This window comes from Micromonospora sp. H61, assembly GCF_018070325.1.
Classification (GTDB): Bacteria; Actinomycetota; Actinomycetes; order Mycobacteriales; family Micromonosporaceae; genus Micromonospora; species Micromonospora salmantinae.
This window is the reverse complement of sequence record NZ_JAGPXY010000019.1, coordinates 39,319-56,333: the sequence shown is the minus strand read 5'-3', so window position 1 is coordinate 56,333 and position 17,015 is coordinate 39,319. Positions and strand designations below refer to the sequence as shown.

The 17,015-nt window shown below is 72.3% G+C and carries 15 protein-coding genes, 1 tRNA gene and 3 pseudogenes; 4 read left to right on the top strand and 15 right to left on the bottom strand.

Annotated elements, in window-relative coordinates:
- Positions 1-6: 6 nt before the first annotated feature.
- The 3 genes and pseudogenes from KBX08_RS12520 to KBX08_RS12510 all read right to left on the bottom strand — a co-directional run bounded on the left by KBX08_RS12520 (position 7) and on the right by KBX08_RS12510 (position 4,887).
- Positions 7-909 (bottom strand): SWIM zinc finger family protein, encoded by a 903-nt coding sequence (locus KBX08_RS12520; protein ID WP_210783477.1) that lies wholly within the window; start codon positions 907-909, stop codon positions 7-9.
- Positions 906-3,641: pseudogene (locus tag KBX08_RS12515) on the bottom strand (DEAD/DEAH box helicase); the annotation flags it as partial. The gene KBX08_RS12520 and the pseudogene KBX08_RS12515, both read right to left, overlap by 4 nt.
- A gap of 727 nt (positions 3,642-4,368) precedes the next feature.
- On the bottom strand, positions 4,369-4,887 hold the full coding sequence (locus KBX08_RS12510; protein WP_210783473.1) for a DinB family protein: 519 nt from the start codon (positions 4,885-4,887) through the stop codon (positions 4,369-4,371).
- A gap of 82 nt (positions 4,888-4,969) precedes the next feature.
- Between KBX08_RS12510 and KBX08_RS12505 the strand changes: the two genes are divergently transcribed.
- Positions 4,970-5,176 (top strand): hypothetical protein, encoded by a 207-nt coding sequence (locus KBX08_RS12505; protein WP_210783471.1) that lies wholly within the window; start codon positions 4,970-4,972, stop codon positions 5,174-5,176.
- 8 nt (positions 5,177-5,184) lie between these two features.
- Here KBX08_RS12505 and KBX08_RS12500 read toward each other — a convergent pair whose 3' ends face one another.
- The 3 genes from KBX08_RS12500 to KBX08_RS12490 all read right to left on the bottom strand — a co-directional run bounded on the left by KBX08_RS12500 (position 5,185) and on the right by KBX08_RS12490 (position 7,612).
- A complete protein-coding gene (locus KBX08_RS12500; RefSeq protein WP_210783469.1) occupies positions 5,185-6,327 on the bottom strand; it encodes a polysaccharide pyruvyl transferase family protein in 1,143 nt (380 codons plus the stop codon).
- A 94-nt stretch (positions 6,328-6,421) separates the two neighbouring features.
- Positions 6,422-6,901, bottom strand: coding sequence for a GNAT family N-acetyltransferase (locus tag KBX08_RS12495; RefSeq protein WP_238690545.1), 480 nt, complete (start codon positions 6,899-6,901; stop codon positions 6,422-6,424).
- Positions 6,902-6,982: 81 nt separating this feature from the next.
- Positions 6,983-7,612 (bottom strand): HAD-IA family hydrolase, encoded by a 630-nt coding sequence (locus KBX08_RS12490; RefSeq protein WP_210783467.1) that lies wholly within the window; start codon positions 7,610-7,612, stop codon positions 6,983-6,985.
- Between the two features lie 237 nt (positions 7,613-7,849).
- Here KBX08_RS12490 and KBX08_RS12485 point away from each other — a divergent pair, with 237 nt between their 5' ends.
- Positions 7,850-8,593, top strand: coding sequence for an SDR family NAD(P)-dependent oxidoreductase (locus KBX08_RS12485; RefSeq protein ID WP_210783465.1), 744 nt, complete (start codon positions 7,850-7,852; stop codon positions 8,591-8,593).
- A gap of 65 nt (positions 8,594-8,658) precedes the next feature.
- Here the strand turns inward: KBX08_RS12485 and KBX08_RS12480 are convergent, their stop codons facing one another.
- The 3 genes from KBX08_RS12480 to KBX08_RS12470 all read right to left on the bottom strand — a co-directional run bounded on the left by KBX08_RS12480 (position 8,659) and on the right by KBX08_RS12470 (position 10,087).
- Positions 8,659-9,207 carry a hypothetical protein gene (locus KBX08_RS12480; protein WP_210783463.1) on the bottom strand — a complete coding sequence of 183 codons (549 nt, stop codon included), beginning with the start codon at positions 9,205-9,207 and terminating at the stop codon, positions 8,659-8,661.
- A gap of 212 nt (positions 9,208-9,419) precedes the next feature.
- A complete protein-coding gene (locus tag KBX08_RS12475) occupies positions 9,420-9,623 on the bottom strand; it encodes a heavy-metal-associated domain-containing protein (protein WP_210783461.1) in 204 nt (67 codons plus the stop codon).
- On the bottom strand, positions 9,620-10,087 hold the full coding sequence (locus KBX08_RS12470; RefSeq protein WP_210783459.1) for a nuclear transport factor 2 family protein: 468 nt from the start codon (positions 10,085-10,087) through the stop codon (positions 9,620-9,622). The genes KBX08_RS12475 and KBX08_RS12470 overlap by 4 nt, the downstream gene beginning before the upstream one ends.
- A gap of 86 nt (positions 10,088-10,173) precedes the next feature.
- Between KBX08_RS12470 and KBX08_RS12465 the strand changes: the two genes are divergently transcribed.
- On the top strand, positions 10,174-10,761 hold the full coding sequence (locus KBX08_RS12465; RefSeq protein ID WP_210783457.1) for a TetR/AcrR family transcriptional regulator: 588 nt from the start codon (positions 10,174-10,176) through the stop codon (positions 10,759-10,761).
- A 33-nt stretch (positions 10,762-10,794) separates the two neighbouring features.
- Here the strand turns inward: KBX08_RS12465 and KBX08_RS12460 are convergent.
- From KBX08_RS12460 to KBX08_RS12440, 6 genes and pseudogenes are all read right to left on the bottom strand, one after another.
- Positions 10,795-10,866: transfer RNA gene (locus tag KBX08_RS12460), tRNA-Val, on the bottom strand.
- Between the two features lie 76 nt (positions 10,867-10,942).
- Complete coding sequence (locus KBX08_RS12455; RefSeq protein WP_210783455.1) at positions 10,943-11,407, bottom strand: peroxiredoxin; 465 nt, start codon at positions 11,405-11,407, stop codon at positions 10,943-10,945.
- An 88-nt stretch (positions 11,408-11,495) separates the two neighbouring features.
- Positions 11,496-11,933 (bottom strand): DUF3052 domain-containing protein, encoded by a 438-nt coding sequence (locus KBX08_RS12450; RefSeq protein WP_030330240.1) that lies wholly within the window; start codon positions 11,931-11,933, stop codon positions 11,496-11,498.
- A gap of 112 nt (positions 11,934-12,045) precedes the next feature.
- Positions 12,046-14,133, bottom strand: a pseudogene (locus KBX08_RS12445) (thiamine pyrophosphate-dependent enzyme); the annotation flags it as partial.
- Between the two features lie 140 nt (positions 14,134-14,273).
- Positions 14,274-14,622, bottom strand: a pseudogene (locus KBX08_RS34875) (transketolase); the annotation flags it as partial.
- A gap of 51 nt (positions 14,623-14,673) precedes the next feature.
- On the bottom strand, positions 14,674-15,141 hold the full coding sequence (locus KBX08_RS12440; RefSeq protein WP_210783559.1) for a MarR family winged helix-turn-helix transcriptional regulator: 468 nt from the start codon (positions 15,139-15,141) through the stop codon (positions 14,674-14,676).
- A 216-nt stretch (positions 15,142-15,357) separates the two neighbouring features.
- Here KBX08_RS12440 and KBX08_RS12435 point away from each other — a divergent pair, with 216 nt between their 5' ends.
- A complete protein-coding gene (locus KBX08_RS12435) occupies positions 15,358-17,007 on the top strand; it encodes an alkaline phosphatase (RefSeq protein ID WP_210783451.1) in 1,650 nt (549 codons plus the stop codon).
- Positions 17,008-17,015: the final 8 nt, after the last annotated feature.

Below are 17,015 nucleotides of genomic sequence, written 5' to 3'. Positions count from 1 at the left end.
GACAGCTCACCTGTCGGCCGGACCGAACGCCCGGTACGCGCGGCGCAACCGTTCGAGCAGTCCCGGCCCACCGATGGCCGGGGCCGGCGCTCCGAGCTGGCGCAGCAGCAGGTCGGTGCCGGTCACCAGCCGGGGCGGCCGATCCGGCAGCGGCACCGACGCTGACCAGAACCGGTCCGCCGCCTCCGCCAGCGGCGTCGCCGACAGCCCGGCGAGCGCCCGGGCGGCACCGACCGGCGCACCGGCGTCCACTGTCGACACCGCACCGTCCGGTCCGGACGGTGGGTCGACCGGTGGGGGCGGCGGTATGGCACCGGTGGTCGCGGCCCGCCGGGCGCGGAGTGCGTCGAGCAACTCCGCCCGGGACCGACCGCGCCAGTGCAGCAGCTCGAACGGGTCCGCGTCGAACGCCTCGGCCAGCAGGTAGAACGTCGCCGCGAGGTGCTTGCACGGCACCGCGAAGTCGGGGCAGTTGCAGCGCTGGGTCAACTCGTCCACGGCGGCCGGGAAGAGCGGCGCGCCGGCGGCGGCGAACAGCTCCTCCAACTCGTCGGGGAGGTCTCCGGCGAGCAGCCGGGCGCTGAAGAACGCCTGCCCGGCCAGCTCGTCCTCGATTCGGGACCAGAGCGCCGCCGGGAACGGCTTCAGCGCGATAGACACCTGGTACGGCTGCGGCCGGGAGCCCTGCACCACCGCCTTGACCCGCCCAGGTGTGATGTCGAGGGTGAGCACCTGACCGGCCCGCGCGTACGACCGGCCCCGGGTCAGCCGGGTGCCGAGCGCGAACGACTCCAGCACCTCCAGGAAACGCCGCGACCACCAGGACCGGCCGATCGCGCCCCGGGCACTGCGCGCCCGCAGACCCCCGTCGACCCGACGCGGGCGCCCGTAGTCGGCAAAATCCGTCACTCGACCACCGCGCCGGCTTCCAGGGCGAACAGGTCCCGCAACTGGCCGGTGGACAACTCGGTGATCCACTGCTCGCCGGTGCCGACCACCCGCTCGGCCAGGCTGCGCTTGTCGGCGATCATCGCGGCCACCTTCTCCTCGACAGTGCCGGCACACACGAACTTGCGCACCTGCACCCGTCGGCGCTGCCCGATCCGGAACGCCCGGTCGGTGGCCTGGTCCTCAACCGCCGGGTTCCACCACCGGTCCACATGCACCACGTGGTTCGCGGCGGTCAGGGTCAGCCCGGTGCCGCCGGCCTTGAGGGAGAGGACGAACAGCGGCGGACCCTCCGCCGACTGGAAACGCTGCACCAGGGCGTCCCGCTCGGCCTTGCCGAGGCCACCGTGCAGGAACAGCACCTCCCGGCCGAACCGCGCCGACAGGTGACCCCGCAACATCGCACCGAACTCGGCGTACTGGGTGAAGAGCAGTGCCCGCTCCCCCGCCGCCAGCACCTCCTCCAGGATCTCGGTGAGCCGAGCCAGCTTGCCGGAGCGGCCCTCCAGCGGTGAGCCGTCGCGCAGCAGCTGGGCGGGGTGGTTGCAGACCTGCTTGAGGCGGGTCATGGTGGCCAGCACCAGGCCGCGCCGTTCGATGCCGTCGCTGGTCTCGATCCGGGCGAGCATGTCGTCGACCACCACCCGGTACAGCGCGGCCTGCTCCGCGGTGAGGTTGCAGAGCACCTCCATCTCCAGCTTCTCTGGCAGGTCGGAGATGATCGACGAGTCGGTCTTGAGCCGGCGCAACACGAACGGGCCGGTGATCCGGCGGAGCCGCTCGGCGGCCTCGACGTCGCCGTGCCGCTCGATCGGCTCGGCGAACCGTTTGCGGAACGTCGCGGCCGGCCCGAGCAGACCCGGGTTGGCGAACTGCATGATCGACCAGAGGTCGGCGAGGCGGTTCTCCACCGGCGTGCCGGTCACCGCCACCCGCTGTCGGGCGGGCAGCGCGCGAACCGCCTCTGCCTGCCGGGTCGACGCGTTCTTGATCGCCTGCGCCTCGTCCACCACCACCCGGTGCCAGTCGATGCCGGCCAGGTCGGCGGCGTCACGGGCGGCCACCGAGTAGGTGGTGAGGACCAGGTCCGCGCCGTGCGCGGCCGCTGTGAACTCCGCCCCCCGCGCCCGCTCGGCACCGTGGTGTACGTGCACCCGCAGCTCCGGGGTGAACCGGGCCGCCTCCCGCTGCCAGTTGCCGACCAGCGACATCGGACAGACCAGCAGCGTCGGCCCGGCCTCCGACGGGTCCCCGGCGAGCAGCGCGAGCAGTTGCACCGTCTTGCCCAGCCCCATGTCGTCGGCGAGCACACCGCCCAGACCGAGTGAGCGCAGGAAGGCAAGCCACGCCAGCCCCCGCTGCTGGTACGGCCGCAGCGTCCCCCGAAAGCCCGGTGGCGGGTCCAGCGGGGTGAGCCGCCGCTCGACAGCGCCGGCGAGCAGGTCGCCCAGCGCCCCGTCGGCGGTCACCTCCAGCACCGGCAGTTCGCCGGTGGCCTCGCCGTCGGCCAGCCCGAGGCGGAGCAGGTCGGCGACGGTCAGCTCGCCCGCGGAGCGGAGCAGGCGCAGCCCAGCCGCGAGCCGCCCCGGGTCCAGCTCCACCCACCGGCCACGGAGCCGCACCAGCGGGGTCTTCGTCTCGGCCAGCGCCGCCAACTCCTCGGCGGAGAGCGGCTGGTCACCGAGCGCGATCTCCCAGCGGTAGTCGACCAGGGCGTCCAGGCCGACTCCGGCATCGGCGCCACCCACAGTGCCCGGCGCGGTGCGGCTGCGCGCTCGCAACCGGGCGCCCAGTCGCGCCGACGGACGCTGCCACCAGGACGGCAGCAGCACCCCGAAACCGGCCGCGTGCAGCACCGGGGCGCCCGCGCTGAGGAACCGGTGCGCCCCCTCGACGTCGAGTTCCATCGCCTCCGGGGCGGCGGTACGCAGCGCGGCGTCCAGGTCCGGCCAGAGCCGACTGGCCCGGCCCAGCTCGGCGAGGAGCGTCTCCTGCGGACTGGACGTCCGGCCGACCAGGCCGCCGAGGGTCTGCGGCGCTCGCCAGATGTCCCCGGCGTCGACGTGCAGGCCGGGCTCGTCCGCGGCCTGCAATCCGAACTCCAACCGCCAGCGCGCGGCACCGATCGACCCGACCGACACCGGCGCGCTGTCGGCGGGCACCGGCATACCGTCGGCGGGCACCGCTCGGGTGGCCAGGATCGGTTCGGTGACCTCGTCGGAGGCCGGCTCCACAAGGCGGAAACTGGCCCGCACCGGGCCACCGGCGGCGTCGCGCTGCCAGGCGTCCAGTTCGGCGGAGAGAGTGGACAGCCCGGCCGGGTCGATGGTGAAGTCCCGCTGCGGGCCGGCGAGCGCTGCCAACCAGGCCGGCGCCGGACCACCCGGGCGCAGCCCCCGGGCCAGCGTGGTGCTCGCCAGCGCAGCCCTCGCGGCGGCGTCGGTCAACGCGTCCAGCGCATCCGCGACCAGGGCGGCAGCGGTCAGCTCAGGTCCACTCGAACCAACGGTCGCCGCAGCAGACGTGGCGGCGCTCCCGGTGAGCCCCTGCGCGGCGGCGGCGGTCGGCGCCGTTAGCGCGGCGGTGGCAGGCGGCAGGACGGCGGCTCGGGCGGCCGGTGGCAGGGCCAGCGCCAGCGAGCGCGCCCAGGCGGCGTCGGTGCCGGTCAGCAGCGGACGCCAGACCGCCTGCGCGGGCACCTGCCCGGCATCGCCCGACACCGCCGTCGCGCCAGCGCCGGGCATCCGGTCACCCGCCGTCGTGCCAGCACCGGGAGGCTGGTCGCCCGTCGTCGTGCGCACGCCGGGGAGGACGCGGCCACGGGTCACCAGGTCGGCGGCGAAGTCGGCCAGCTCGGCGAGGTGCCGCACTGTGGCCCCGGCCACCGCTGGGATGTCGTCCAGGGCTCGCAGCAGCGACAGGGCGTCGTCCGGGGCGTACACCAGGGTCGGGACCCGCCACCCGGCCAGTGTGAGCCGGCCGCGGACCGCAGGTGCGACGGTGGTCCGGATCAGCTCTGGTGAGTCGGTCGGCGCGCCCGCCAGGGTGGGCAGGGTGAGCAGCGCGGTGTCCGGCCGGCTCGGCTCGGCGGCGTCGGCGAGGACGGCGGCCAGGTCGGTGTGCCCGGCGGCGAAGGGATGCCGGCGTTCCCGGGCCGGCCGGCCCGAACGCGCAGCGGGAATCGGTGCGGCGCTGTCCTCGGCCCAGACGGCCAGGCCGCCCGTCGAGCTGCCGCCGGGCAACCACAGCCCGTGGATGACCAGCACCTGCTCCCCCTAGTCGCCGCCCGCCCCCAGAATAGGCGGCCCGCCTGACCAGACGGCCGCACCCACCGCCCCACCTACGCGATCTTGCAGTTCGTGTCGGCGTTCTGCGAACAGTGCACCTTTTGTCGCCACAGAAAGTGCACGATCGCGGGGCTCAGAGCGCGCCGGCCTCGCCGTCGGTCAGCTCGCGCAGGATGTCGGCGTGGCCCGCGTGCCGGGCCGTCTCCTCGATCATGTGCACCAGAATCCAGCGCAGCGACACCTCACCGAGCTGCGGGTGCGGCACCACGTGGTCGAGGTCGATGCTCGCGGCGACCGCCCGGGAGCGGGCGCAGGCCCGCTCGTACGCCTCGGTGAGCCCGCCGATGCTTTCCTGGTCGCTCAGCGTGAAGCTGGCGAGCGCGTCCTCCTCGGAGGTCAGGTAGACGTCGCCGGGCTCGGGGGCCAGCAGGGTCGGGAACCAGTTCCGCTCGACCACTGTCAGGTGTTTGACCAACCCGGCGAGCGTGGTCGTCGACGGCACCAGCCGGCGTCGGGCGTCGGCGTCGGAGAGACCGCGCAGTTTGCGCAGCACCACGGCCCGGTGGAAGTCGAGGAACGAGGTCAGGACGGCGCGTTCGTCGCCGGTGCGGGCGAGCACCGGACCGAGCGTGGGATCGATCGTCTGCTCCATCCGCCGACCCTAGCCACGGGCCGGGCGCCCCGCTGCCCCGCTATCCGCTGCGGTCGGGCGCTTCGCCGGGCAGGATGGGCGCATGGCTTCATCCGTGCAGATCCTTCTCGTCGGCGGCACGGCGGACGGGCAGACCATCACCGTCGAACTGGACAGCAACGGCCGCCCGCCGCTGACCCACCACCACCTCGGCTCCGGTGGGCTGGCCAACGCGCAGATCTACGAGTTGGAGACCGCCCGCGAGGAGGCCCGCGAGTGGCGCTACCGGTGGACCGGCCCGGCGGTGTGACCGCCCGCTCAGACCCGGGTGAGGGCCTGGCTGCGCAGGCTCTCCAACACGCCGCGGGTGACCTCCGAGGTGCCCCGCGCCTGATCGCACACCTCCGCCACCCGTCGTGCGGTGGCCTCGGCGCGTTGCTCCCGCTCGTCCCAGAGCCGGTCCACCTCGGCCAGCAGCGGCCCCTCGACCTCCCGCTCCACGCCGCGTAGCGCCGGCACGCCGAGCCGTTGGGCCAGGTCGAAGACCTTGCCGGCGTACGGCAGGGGCAGGAACGGCGTACCGACCATCGCCGCGAAGATCAGGAAGTGCAGGCGCATGCCGACGGCCAGGTCGAAGTGGCGCATCAGCCCCAGCACCTGCTGCGGAGAGTAGGTGCCGTGCAGGATTCGACCTCGTTCGGCGGCGACCATGTGCGACAGCACGCCGTGGGAGTGCCGGATGTCGTCGCGCTCCATCGGCACGAACAGCACGTACGCGTCGATCCGGTGCACCAGGAAGTCACCGATCTGGGCCAACAGCCGGTGGTAGCCGTCCACGTCGAGGCGTTCGGCGGCCCGGCCCGGCTCCCGCACGCTGATCCCGACGAGGCGCTTGCCGACCGGCACACCCTCCTCAGCCAGCAGGTGGGCCGGGAACTCCTCCGGTTGCAGGAGGAACGCCGGGTCCGCGGTGACCGTGATCGGGTTGAGCAGGCCGGCCTCCTCCAGCACCATCCGGGACTCCTGGTCCCGGACGGTCACCTGGGTCGCGCTGGCGAGCGTCTCCCGGACCATGCCGGTGTCCACCCCGTCGCTGAGCGGCCCGACCCCCACCGCGTACGTGATCAGCGGCAGGCCGCGTTCCTGGGCCACCCGGACCACCCGCAGGTAACGGCGGGCCTCCCGGTCGTACAGGATGCCGCCACCGCCCAGGATGAGCAGGTCGAGCTGGGCCAGGACCAGGGCCGAGTCGGTACGGCTCACGCCCTCCCAGGGCACCGCTTCGACGTCCGGGTGTGCGGCCCGGGTGTGCTCCGGGTTCCGAGAGAAGACGATGATCCGGGCGTTCGGTTCCTGCGTGCGCAGATCGGTGAGCAGGCCGGTGAGGATCGCCTCGTCGCCGAGGTTTCGCCCACCGTACGAGCCGAGCACACCGATGGTCAGTCCGGCGCCGTGCGTCATCCGTCGCTCCTCCCCAGGTGCGGTCCGCGCCGGTTTCCCGCTGGGCAGGTGAACAGTCCTGCCGAAGGGACCCGTCAGCGGGGCCGCCGCCGGCTCAGCCCGCCGTGGTGAGGCGCTTCGCCATCTGCTGCGAGGTGACCTCGAAGCCCAGACTGCGGTAGAGGCCGATCGCCACGGTGTTCGTACCGAAGACGTTCAGACCCAGCTCGGGCACGCCGAGCTGGGCGAGTTCGGCCTCGATGAGCTGGATCATCCGCCGCGCGTACCCGCGTCCCCGGTGTTCCTCGTGCACCTCGATGTTGTGGATCCAGGCCTGGTCCGGGGCGGCGGCCGTCGGCAGGGTCACCCAGATCCAGCCGATCTCGGTGTCGCCGACCCGGCCCACCCGCAGCAGGGCCCTCTCGGTGGCCGCGCCCGCCGGCAGCGACTCCCGGATCTGGTTGACCGACCGGTCGAGGGCCGCCTCCGGGGTCATCCCCCGGTGCGCCACCAGGTCCTCGGCGTACCCCTGCTCCAGTGATCCGAGCAGGCGGGCCAACTCCTGTGCCGTCATCGGCGTCAACGTCAACTCCACAGCGTCTCCCCTTCGTCGTCGCGAGCGGGTGGCCACCTCGGAACTTCCATTTCCCGCCCGCACCAGTGATCGCCGGGCGGGTCAGGGCACAGTGGGTGCCGACTCCAGCTGGTGCGCCAGTTGGGCCAGGTCGTGCAGGCGCAGGTCGCCGTCGAGGCCCTTCAGCGCGGCGGTCATCGCCCCGGCCGCCCGCCCCGCCCGCAGGCCGACCTCGGCGTCCTCGACGACCAGGCACCGCACCACCGGTACGCCCAGCAGCGCCGCGCCCCGCAGGTAGCCCTCCGGGTCCGGCTTGCCGACGCTGACGTCCTCCACCGTGACGAGCACCGGCGCCTTGATGCCGGCGGCGCCGAGCCGGGCCTCGGCGAGCGGCGTGTCGGCGCTGGTCACCACCGCCCAGGGCAAGCCCAGCCGGGCCAGCGCGTTCAGCAGCTCGTGCGCCCCGGAGGTGGCCGTCACGTCGGACAGGTCGTCGTACTGCAACGCGAGCTGTCGTGCCGCGGCGGCGGCGACCGCCGCCTCGTCGAGCGCGGGCAGCAGCCGGCGGATGGTCCGGTCGGCCGGGCTGCCGTGCGCGATCGCCAACGCCGCCGCCAGGTCGACGCCGTACTCGGCGGCCCACCGCTCCCAGGCCCGCTCCACAGCGGCGTCGGAGTCGACAAGGGTGCCATCCATGTCGAAGAGCACCGCGCCAATGCCTGCCAGTTCCACGACCACGCTCCCCGAATCGCTCGCCCCACCCTCCCCCACCTCGCAAGATCCGCGCAACTTCGGTGATCCTGCTGTCTTGTCGCCTGGTGAGGCGGCAGGATCCGCGACGTTGCGCGGATCATGGCGGACCGCCAGGTCCGCAGGCCGTCGATGATCGCGGGTATCGGACCTCGAGGTCGGAGCGAGACGTCCGATGGCCGCCAGACGGGAGGGCTGCGCGGCCAGATGATCGTTTGCATGACGACGACACTCAACAACAGGGTCGCCCTGGTGACCGGGGGTTCCCGGGGCATCGGAGCCGGCATCGCGCTGCGCCTTGCACAGGACGGGGCCGACGTGGCGCTGACCTACCGGCAGGACGCCGAGCGGGCCGCAACCGTGGTGAAGCAGATCGAGGCGCTGGGCCGCAGAGCGCTGGCAATCCAGGCGGACGGCGCCGACCCGGCCGCCGTGCGGGGCGCGGTCGACCGGGCGGCCGCCGAACTGGGTCGGTTGGACATCCTGGTCAACAACGCCGCGGTGTTCCTGGTCGGCGCCCTGGACGACCTCGGCTCGGCAGAGATGGAGCAGACGATCGCGGTCAACATCAGGGCACCGTACGTCGCCGCGCGGGCGGCGCTGCGGCACCTGGGCGACGGCGGACGGATCATCAGCATCGGCAGCAACGTCGGTGAACGGGCGGTATTTCCCGGGCTGACGCTCTACGCGATGAGCAAGACCGCTCTGGTCGGGCTGACCCGGGGCCTGGCCCGTGAACTGGGCCCACGGGCCATCACCGTCAACCTGGTCAACCCCGGGCCGACGGACACCGACGCCAACCCGGCGGACGGACCGAACGCGGCGGCGATCAGCGGATTCACCGCCGTCGGCCGGTACGCTCGCCCCGCCGATATCGCGGCCACCGTCGCACACCTGGCCAGCCCCGAGGCCAGCTACGTGACCGGTGCGGTGGTCAACGTGGACGGCGGCTTCACCAGCTGAGGAACCCGGGCGGTGCCGCCGCGCCATCCGGCGCCGCCCGGCCTCAACGCAGGAACGCCGGCTCGTCACCCTTCGTGACCCAACACCGCGCGCACCGCGTCGACGAACGAGATTCGGCGCTTCGTCCGTACCTCGATCGCCGCGAGCCAGCGCTCCCGGTGCCGGTCGCGCAGCGGCGCGCCCCCGTCGCCCGGCTCGTCAGCGAGCCGGCGCTGGTCGGCGTACTCGGTGGTGAGGCTGGTCAACACGGCCCGGCCGGCCACCGCGACCTCCGCCGGGCCCTCCAGCAACACCAGGTTGTACGCCTCGTCCACGGCGCGCATGGCCGCGTACGCCTCGTCGTAGCCGGGCACCGGCTCGCCCCCGCCGACGTCGAGCCACCGCCGGTCCAACTGCCGGTACGCCTGGTCGCAGGCGCTCAGGAACCCGACGTACGCGTCCCGCCGCAGCTCATCGCGACGCGTCGCCCGGCGCTCGACACTCTCGTGTCTGGCGACGGTGAGCTGGTGGGCCAGTTGCCGACGGGTGCTGAGCGCGCCGACCAGCCCGGTCAGGGCGGCGGCGGCCAGCGTGGACAGTGAGGTGATCAGCGCGACGGCGACGGTGTCCTGCACCAGCCCATCATGGCGGTGCCCGAATCTGGAGCCGTCGCCGGTGGCAATTTGCGTCCCTGTCACCTCTCGTTAGGTGCGCTGGCCTTCTGCCTGATCGGTGGCAACTCAGCAACTGGAAACGCCGAGTGCCGCCCTGCTGAACTGCCAGGGATCGCTCGTATTTGACCTGGACCGATCCAGGTGTGCCGCCGGGCTTGCGGTACCGCTGGACGTCAGGGCAGTTCGTAGCCGGCTTCCTCGACTGCGGCACGTACCTCGGCGATGTCGAGAGGTCCATCGCTCGTCACCGTGACGGTGTCGCGTTCGACGTCCACTGCCACAGTGGTGACACCGGGAATCCGTTCGATCTCCTCGGTGACGAAGCCTGCGCAGTGCCCGCAGGCCATACCGATCACCCGATAGCTGCTGACGGTCATGCCGGCGACTGCCGTCGGTCGGGTGCCTCTGGTGGCGAGGACTCTGAGCTGACCTCGGCTGGAGCGGCACCGCTGACCTTGGCGGGGACCGATCGGGTGAGCATGTGCGCCCGGCGCATCCGCCCATCAGCAGCGAACTGCCCGAAGAAGTGGACGTCGACGCTGCCCTCGCGCTTGGAGGTCTGAAAGTGCAGGGTGTAGCGGGCGGCGATACGGTCCTCGTCCGCTATCGCCTCATGCACCTCCCACCGGGCGCCGGTCTGGTGTTTCCGGGCCGGTCGGGTGTGCGCGATGAGCTTGGCGCGGTCCATCAGGTTGCCGTCGGCGACCTGCACAATGTCGGGCGTGTGGTACCGATCAACGATCACCGTCGGGTCTTCGTCACCGCGAGCCAGGTCGCTCATGAAGGAGGTGAAGAAGTCGGTGATGAACTTCTTCGGGTCGGTGCCATCGAGCGCGCCCATCTCACCCACCATCAGCTCGTGATCCCCGCTGAATCTTTACAGCTCGTAAAATATCTATCTCCGAGAAATTTGGCAAGGTGTAAGAGATGAGTCGTTCAGTGGAGCGCAACCGTCGCGCCGACGCCCGTCGCAACTACAGGGCGATCCTCGATGCGGCAATCCGGCTACTCGACGCGCAGCCCGATGCCAGCCTCGACGCCATCGCCACCGATGCAGGGCTGACCCGGCAGACCGTCTACGCCCACTTTCCATCCCGCGAGCACCTGATGGCCGCCATCGTCGACCGGATCACCGACGACGCCGTCGCCGCGATGGACGCCGCCGAGCCAGACACCGGTGCCGCCGCAGACGCGCTGATCCGGGTGCTCGAGGCCGGTGCCCAGATCGCGGCGCGCTATCCGGTCCTGGTCCAGCAGATCGCGGCACTTCCGGTGAGCCCGGACGTCGACGTGGCACGCCACGCCCCGGTCGCCGAACGAATAACTCGGGTGATCCAGCGCGGTCAGGCGAGCGGCGAGTTCGACAGAGGACTCCCCGCCGACTGGCTCGCCGCGATCACGATCAAGATCGGCCACGCCGCAGGCGAGGAGGTCGACGCCGGCCGGATGACCCACGCCGAGGCTGCCGACGCGCTGCGTACCGCCCTGCTCCGAGTGCTCCGCCCCGGGAACTGATTTTCTCGGGGAGGCTTCGTTGGCGGTGAAGGGTGGGCGCGGCAGGTTTCGAACCTGCGACCCCTCGCTTGTAAGGCGAGTGCTCTCCCACTGAGCTACGCGCCCGGATCGCCCGTGTGGCGGGCCGGTGGCTGGCAAGCTTACCTGCCCGCCACCGACCCGGGCGCACGGCGTACCCCGGTCAGGTTGTCGCTTCGGCGATGGCCTTGCGCCAGCCCTGCTGGTCGCGGGCCTCGCCCGGGCCGTTCATCTCGGCGAAGCGGACCACACCGGTCTTGTCGATGAGGAAGGTGCCCCGGTTGGCGAAGCCGGCCACGTCGTTGAAGACCCCGTACGCCTGGGCGACGGCGCCGTGCGGCCAGAAGTCGGCGAGCATCGGGAACTGGTAGCCCTCACGGTCGGCCCAGATCTTGTGGCTGTAGGCCGAGTCGACGCTGACGGTAAGCACCTGCACGTCGTCGTTCACGTATTCGCCGAGGTTGTCGCGCACCTCGCCCAACTCGCCCTGGCAGGTGCCGGTGAAGGCGAGCGGGTAGAAGACCAGCAGCACGGCGCGCCTGCCCCGAAAGTCCGATAGGCGGACCTCCTGGTTGTTCTGGTCCTTGAGCACGAAGTCGGGTGCTTCGGCACCAACCTCGATGGGCATGCGAACTCTCCTCGCGTCGAGTCGGGGCGACCGCGTCAGCCTGCTACCCGGCGGTGGGCGGACCGTCGGGCGAGCGGATCGGCGCTGGCTACTTCTTGGCCTTGGCCCCTCGACGCAGCACCAGACGGGCGCCGCTCCAGTCCCGGCCGGCGTTGACGGTCGAGGTCTGCTGAAGGCCGGCGGTGGGCGCGGACTCCGCGACCTCACTCGGCTCGACGTGACCCTCGCGCCCCGCCTTCGGGGTGAGCAGCCACACGACGCCGTTGTCGGCCAGCGGGCCGAGGGCATCGACGAGCAACTCGAAAAGGTCACCGTCGCCGTCCCGGTACCAGACCAGCACCGCGTCGACCACCTCGTCGGTGTCCTCGTCGACCAGATCTCCACAGCGGTCGGTCAGGGCGTCTCGGAGATCCTGGTCGACGTCGTCGTCGTACCCCATCTCCATGACGACCATCCCCGGTTCGATTCCGAACCGGTCCGCCAGGCTGCGTACCCCGTCGGCGGCCTGACCAGCGGTCGCGCTCACTGTCGCGTGCCTCCTCATCTCGTCCCTGCTCGCGGCGTCGGTGCGACGCCGTCAGGCAAAGTCCACACAGTTGTTGGTCTTCGCGCAAGTGGCGCACCGGGTGGAACGGAATTTACCGTGCCAGCAGCGTACGGGCACCGTCGGTAATGGCTTCGGCGGAGACCAGTACGTGACGTGCTGCCGGACCTAATGGTACAAACGAGTCAACTCCCGCCACTCGACGTGCGGCACCGACATATCCGGCGTCGACCAGCGCGGCGATCACGCCCTCGCCGACCCCGCCGGAGCGGCGCGTCTCGTCCACCACCAGCACCCGGCCGGTCGCCGAGGACTCCCGGATGATGTCGGCCACCGGCAGCGGAGCCAGCCAGCGCAGATCCACCACGCGGGTGCCCACCCCCTCCTCGGCGAGGACGGCCGCGGCCCGCAGCGACATCCGTACCCCGTTACCGAAGGTGATGATGGTGAGGTCGTCCGCCGAGCCGACCCGGTAGACCCGGGCCCGCCCGATCGGCACGTGACCGGCCACCCACCCACCTGGCTCCGGATAGCCGGCCAGCCACTCCCCGTCACCCTCCGTGTACAGGTCGCGGGTATGGTAAAGCGCGATCGGTTCCAGGAACACGCAGACGCTGCCGTCCACCGCCGCGCTCGCCAGACAGGTCCGCAGCATGGGCGCGGCATCGTCCGGCCGCGCCGGCACCGCGACCACCAGACCGGGCACATCCCGGAGTACGGCCACCGAGTTGTCGTTGTGGAAGTGCCCGCCGAACCCCTCCTGGTACGCCAGGCCCGCCACCCGCACCACCATCGGGTTGCGGAACGCACCCTGCGAGAAGAACCGCATGGTGGCCGCCTCACCGCGCAGCTGGTCCTCGGCGTTGTGCAGGTACGCCAGGTACTGGATCTCCGGCACCGGCAGCATCCCGGCCAGCCCGGCACCGAGGCCCAGCCCGAGCACCGACGTCTCGTCGAGCAGGGTGTCGAAGACCCGGGCCGCCCCGAACCGGTCGCGCAGCCCCTTCGTCACCCCGTACACGCCGCCCTTGGCCGCCACGTCCTCACCGAAGAGCGCCATCTGCGGGTGGTCGAGCATCCCGTCGGCGAGCGCGGCGTTGATGCTCTGCGCCAGGGTCATCGGCCCGGCCAGCTCCGGCGGCTTCCCACCGAACGCCTCCGCCCGGGCGCCGGCGCCCGGCCCGCTGGCCCGCGCCGCGGCGTCGGCCACCGCCCGCGCCACCCGCACCGGACGTCGTGGGGCCAGCGTCGACACCACGTCGGCCGCGGAGGCCAGCTTCGGCTCGCCCAGCACCTCCTCGGCCAGCCGGCGTACCTGCCAGCCGGTCTCGTCGTACCGGGCCAGCAGCTCCTCGCCGGTCGCGACGCCGGCGTCGACAAGCAGCCGCGCGGTGGCGGCCACCGGGTCCCGGGCCAGGTCCTCGGCCAGCTCGGCCGGACTCCGGTACGCCGACTCCGCGTCCGCCCCGGCGTGCCCCATCAGCCGCACGGTGCGCAGGTGCAGCACGGCGGGCCGCCGGTTGCGGCGTACCCAGGCCGCGGCCTCCGCCGCCACCTCGTACGTCCGCACCGGGTCGGCTCCGTCCGCGTTGAAGTAGCGGATGCCCGGCTTGGCCCGCAGGGTCGCCTCGACCCAGCCCTCCGGCGAGCGGACGCTGATGCCCAGCCCGTTGTCCTCGCAGACGAAGAGCACCGGAATCCGCAGCCCGGCGTGGTCGTACCACCCGGCGGTGTTGAAGGCTGCGGTGGCGCTGGCGTGGTTGACCGAGGCGTCGCCGAAGGAGCAGACCACTATGGCGTCCGGTGGCCAGGGGGCGTGCGTGGCGCCGGCGCCGCTGCCGACCCGCACGCCGGCCCCGGTACGCCGTCCGGCGCTATCCAGCCGGCGCAGCCGCTCCACTGCCAGTCCCATTCCGACCGCGCGGGGCAGGTGCGAGGCGATGGTCGAGGTGGTCGGCACGATGGCCAGGTCGGCCCGGCCGAACACCTTGTGCCGTCCCCCGGCGATCGGTTCGAGGCTGGACGCGACCATTCCGCGCAGCACGTCCCGGGCCGCGTCGGCGTACGCCGCGAACCCGTTGGCGGCTCCGGTCGCCGAGGTCGGTGCGGTCCCGGCCGGCTCCGATTCGGACACCTGCGGATCGGCGGTCGACTCGGGTTCGCGGGTCGACGCCCCGTCGACTGTCGACTCACTGTCGGCGGACCGCTCGACGCCAACGGCCCGCGCTCGGTCGACGTCCTGGTCGGCGGCGGCGGACGGCTCGGAGTTGGTGGCCAACGTCGGGTCGGCGGACGGCTCGGAGTCGGTGGCCAGCACCGGGTCGGCGGCGACCTGGGCGGCGCGCAGGCAGTAGAAGGCGCCCGAGCGGTAGTGCAGCAGCGCCGGATCGGTGGGACGTAGCGCGGCGGCGACAGCGGCGTTGCCCTCGTGCCCGGCCGAGCCGATCGTGTAGAAGCCCTCCCCGAAGCTGCGCAACCAGCGGCCGGCCAGGTCGAGCTGCCGGCTGGTCACCTGCGCGTCGAACAGGTCAAGCACCTGCGCGCCGCTCAGCGGGGCGTCGTCGGTGACCGGGTCGGCGGGGTCACGCCGCCGCTCGGCGGCAGGCAGCGCCGCCAGCGTCTCCCGGAACCGGTCGTCGAGATCTTGCGGGGTGGTCACGTCGGACAGCATTACCGACGGAAGCCCCGCTCGCCCAGTGGGACACGGCCGGCGGGGGTGCGCTCACTCCGGCCCGAAGGACTCCGGACAGCCGCCGTCGGACACCTTCCAGACCAGGTCACGAAGGGTGCTCAGCTCCTCGTCGCTCAGCCCGGACAGGAGTCGGGAGTCGGACATCACCTCGATCACCCGGGCTCGCACGACGCGGCCCTCCTCGGTCACCACCAGTGTCTTCTGCCGCCGATCCGTCGGGTCGGTGCGGCGCTCGACCAGCTCGGCCTGCTCCAGCTTGTCGACCAGCACCGTCACGTTCGACCGGTCGCAACCCAACTGACCGGCGAGATCCCGGGCCGGCAGTGGGTGGTCCGGGTCCAACTCCCCCAGCGCCCGGGCCGCCGCCGGGGTGAGCCCCAACTCGGCGAACGCGGCACCCTGCCGGTGTCGCAACGCGGCGGTGACGTGCGCCATCCGCCGCACCACATCGACGGCGAGACCGGCCCGATCCGCCGGACCGCTCACCGCGGAACCCATCTGCCGCGTCACGACCACATCGTACGCACGCCATCTCACCGCCCAGGTCACCGATCAAACTCCTCGGCGAGGACTGGAACCCCGCGGGGGCGGATCGACCGCGATCATCGGTGTTCGACTGCCGGCGACGGACCGGGGCCCTCGCCGTCACCTCCCGGCCACCAACGCTCGCGAGGCTCCCCTAGTCACGAGAGATCGGATTCTGGGGAGGATTTCGTGTCACTGTCCCGACGTACCATCCTGCTGTCCGGCGCCGCACTCGGCGCCGCGGGCGCGGTCACCGGGCTGCCGGTGGCGGCCGGCGCGGCGGCGGCCCACCGGCCGCTGACCTACCCGTTCACCCTCGGTGTCGCCTCCGGCGACCCCGACCACGACGGCTTCGTGCTGTGGACCCGCCTGGCCCCGCAACCACTGGCCGAGGACGGCCTCGGCGGAATGCCGGACCGCGACGTGCCGGTGCACTGGGAGCTGGCCGCCGACGAGCGGTTCCGGCACGTGGTGCGCCGTGGGGTCGCGGTCGCCCGCACCCGCTCGGCGCACAGCGTGCACGTGGAGCTGGCCGGCCTGCTGCCCGGGCGCGAATACTTCTACCGGTTCCGCGCCGAGCGACACCTCTCGCCGATCGGGCGCACCCGCACCGCTCCCTCACCGTCGAGCATGCCGGCCGCCCTGGCGATGGGCTTCGCGTCCTGCTCCCAGTACGAGCACGGCTACTTCACCGCCTACCGCCGCCTCGCCGAGACCGAGCCGGAGCTGATCCTGCACCTGGGCGACTACCAGTACGAATACGCCCCGGACACGTACAACGTCCCGGGTGGCAACCCGCGTGACCATGAGGGACCGGAGACGCGGACGCTGGCCAACTACCGGCAGCGGCACGCCCAGTACAAGACCGACACCGACCTGCAGGCCGCGCACGCGGTGGCGCCCTGGGTGGTGGTGTTCGACGACCACGAGGTGGAGAACAACTGGGCCGACGAGGTGCCCGAGGCGCCGGACCCCGAGTTTCCCGCGCGTCGGGCGGCGGCGTTCCAGGCGTACTACGAGAACATGCCGCTACGACGCACCTCGATCCCCCGGGGCATCGACATGCAGCTCTACCGGAGGGTGCGCTGGGGGCGGCTGGCCACGTTCCACATGCTCGACACCCGGCAGTACCGCGACGACCAGGCCTGCGGCGACGGCTACCGGGACTGCGCGGCGGCATCGGACCCGGGCCGTTCCATCACCGGTGCGGAGCAGGAGGCGTGGCTGCTGGACGGCTTCCGCCGTTCGGACGCCCGGTGGGACATCCTGGGCCAGCAGGTCTTCTTCGCCCAGCGGGACAACAACGCCGGCCCGCTCACCGTCACCAGCATGGACGCCTGGGACGGCTACGTCGCCTCCCGGGACCGGATCACCCGGGGTTGGCTCGGCGCCGGGGTGCGCAACCCGGTGGTGCTGACCGGCGACGTGCACGCGCACTGGGCCAGCGACCTCAAGCTGGATTACTCCGACCCGACCTCGCGCACCGTCGGCACCGAGCTGGTCTGCTCGTCGATCACCTCGACCGGCGACGGCGCGGACTCGGTCTCCGGCTCGCACCCGTGGTTCGCGTTCAACCCGCACCTACGCTTCCAGAACAACCTGCGGGGGTACGTCCGCACGACGATCACTCCGGGGCAGCTCACGGCCGACTTCGACGTACTGCCGTACGTCACTCGGCCGGACGCGCCCGCGTACACGCGGGCCTCGTTCGTGATCGAGGACCGGGTGCCCGGCCTGCACCAGACGGCGGACAACCCGCTCCCGTCAGCGGCTCGCACTGCCGCGCCGTCCGCGGACCCCGGCCAGCAGACCGTCCACCAGGAGACCGTCCGCCCGTAACCCGCTCT

Excerpts from the sequence above, each read along its gene's own strand:
- KBX08_RS12465 (WP_210783457.1), top strand. The coding sequence starts at position 10,174 with ATGAGTCGTTCAGTGGAGCGCAACCGTCGCGCCGACGCCCGTCGCAAC.
- KBX08_RS12510 (WP_210783473.1), bottom strand. The coding sequence starts at position 4,887 with ATGGAGCAGACGATCGATCCCACGCTCGGTCCGGTGCTCGCCCGCACC.
- KBX08_RS12485 (WP_210783465.1), top strand. The coding sequence starts at position 7,850 with ATGACGACGACACTCAACAACAGGGTCGCCCTGGTGACCGGGGGTTCC.
- KBX08_RS12505 (WP_210783471.1), top strand. The coding sequence starts at position 4,970 with ATGGCTTCATCCGTGCAGATCCTTCTCGTCGGCGGCACGGCGGACGGG.
- KBX08_RS12475 (WP_210783461.1), bottom strand. The coding sequence starts at position 9,623 with ATGACCGTCAGCAGCTATCGGGTGATCGGTATGGCCTGCGGGCACTGC.
- KBX08_RS12500 (WP_210783469.1), bottom strand. The coding sequence starts at position 6,327 with ATGACGCACGGCGCCGGACTGACCATCGGTGTGCTCGGCTCGTACGGT.
- KBX08_RS12440 (WP_210783559.1), bottom strand. The coding sequence starts at position 15,141 with ATGGGTTCCGCGGTGAGCGGTCCGGCGGATCGGGCCGGTCTCGCCGTC.
- KBX08_RS12470 (WP_210783459.1), bottom strand. The coding sequence starts at position 10,087 with ATGGGCGCGCTCGATGGCACCGACCCGAAGAAGTTCATCACCGACTTC.
- KBX08_RS12455 (WP_210783455.1), bottom strand. The coding sequence starts at position 11,407 with ATGCCCATCGAGGTTGGTGCCGAAGCACCCGACTTCGTGCTCAAGGAC.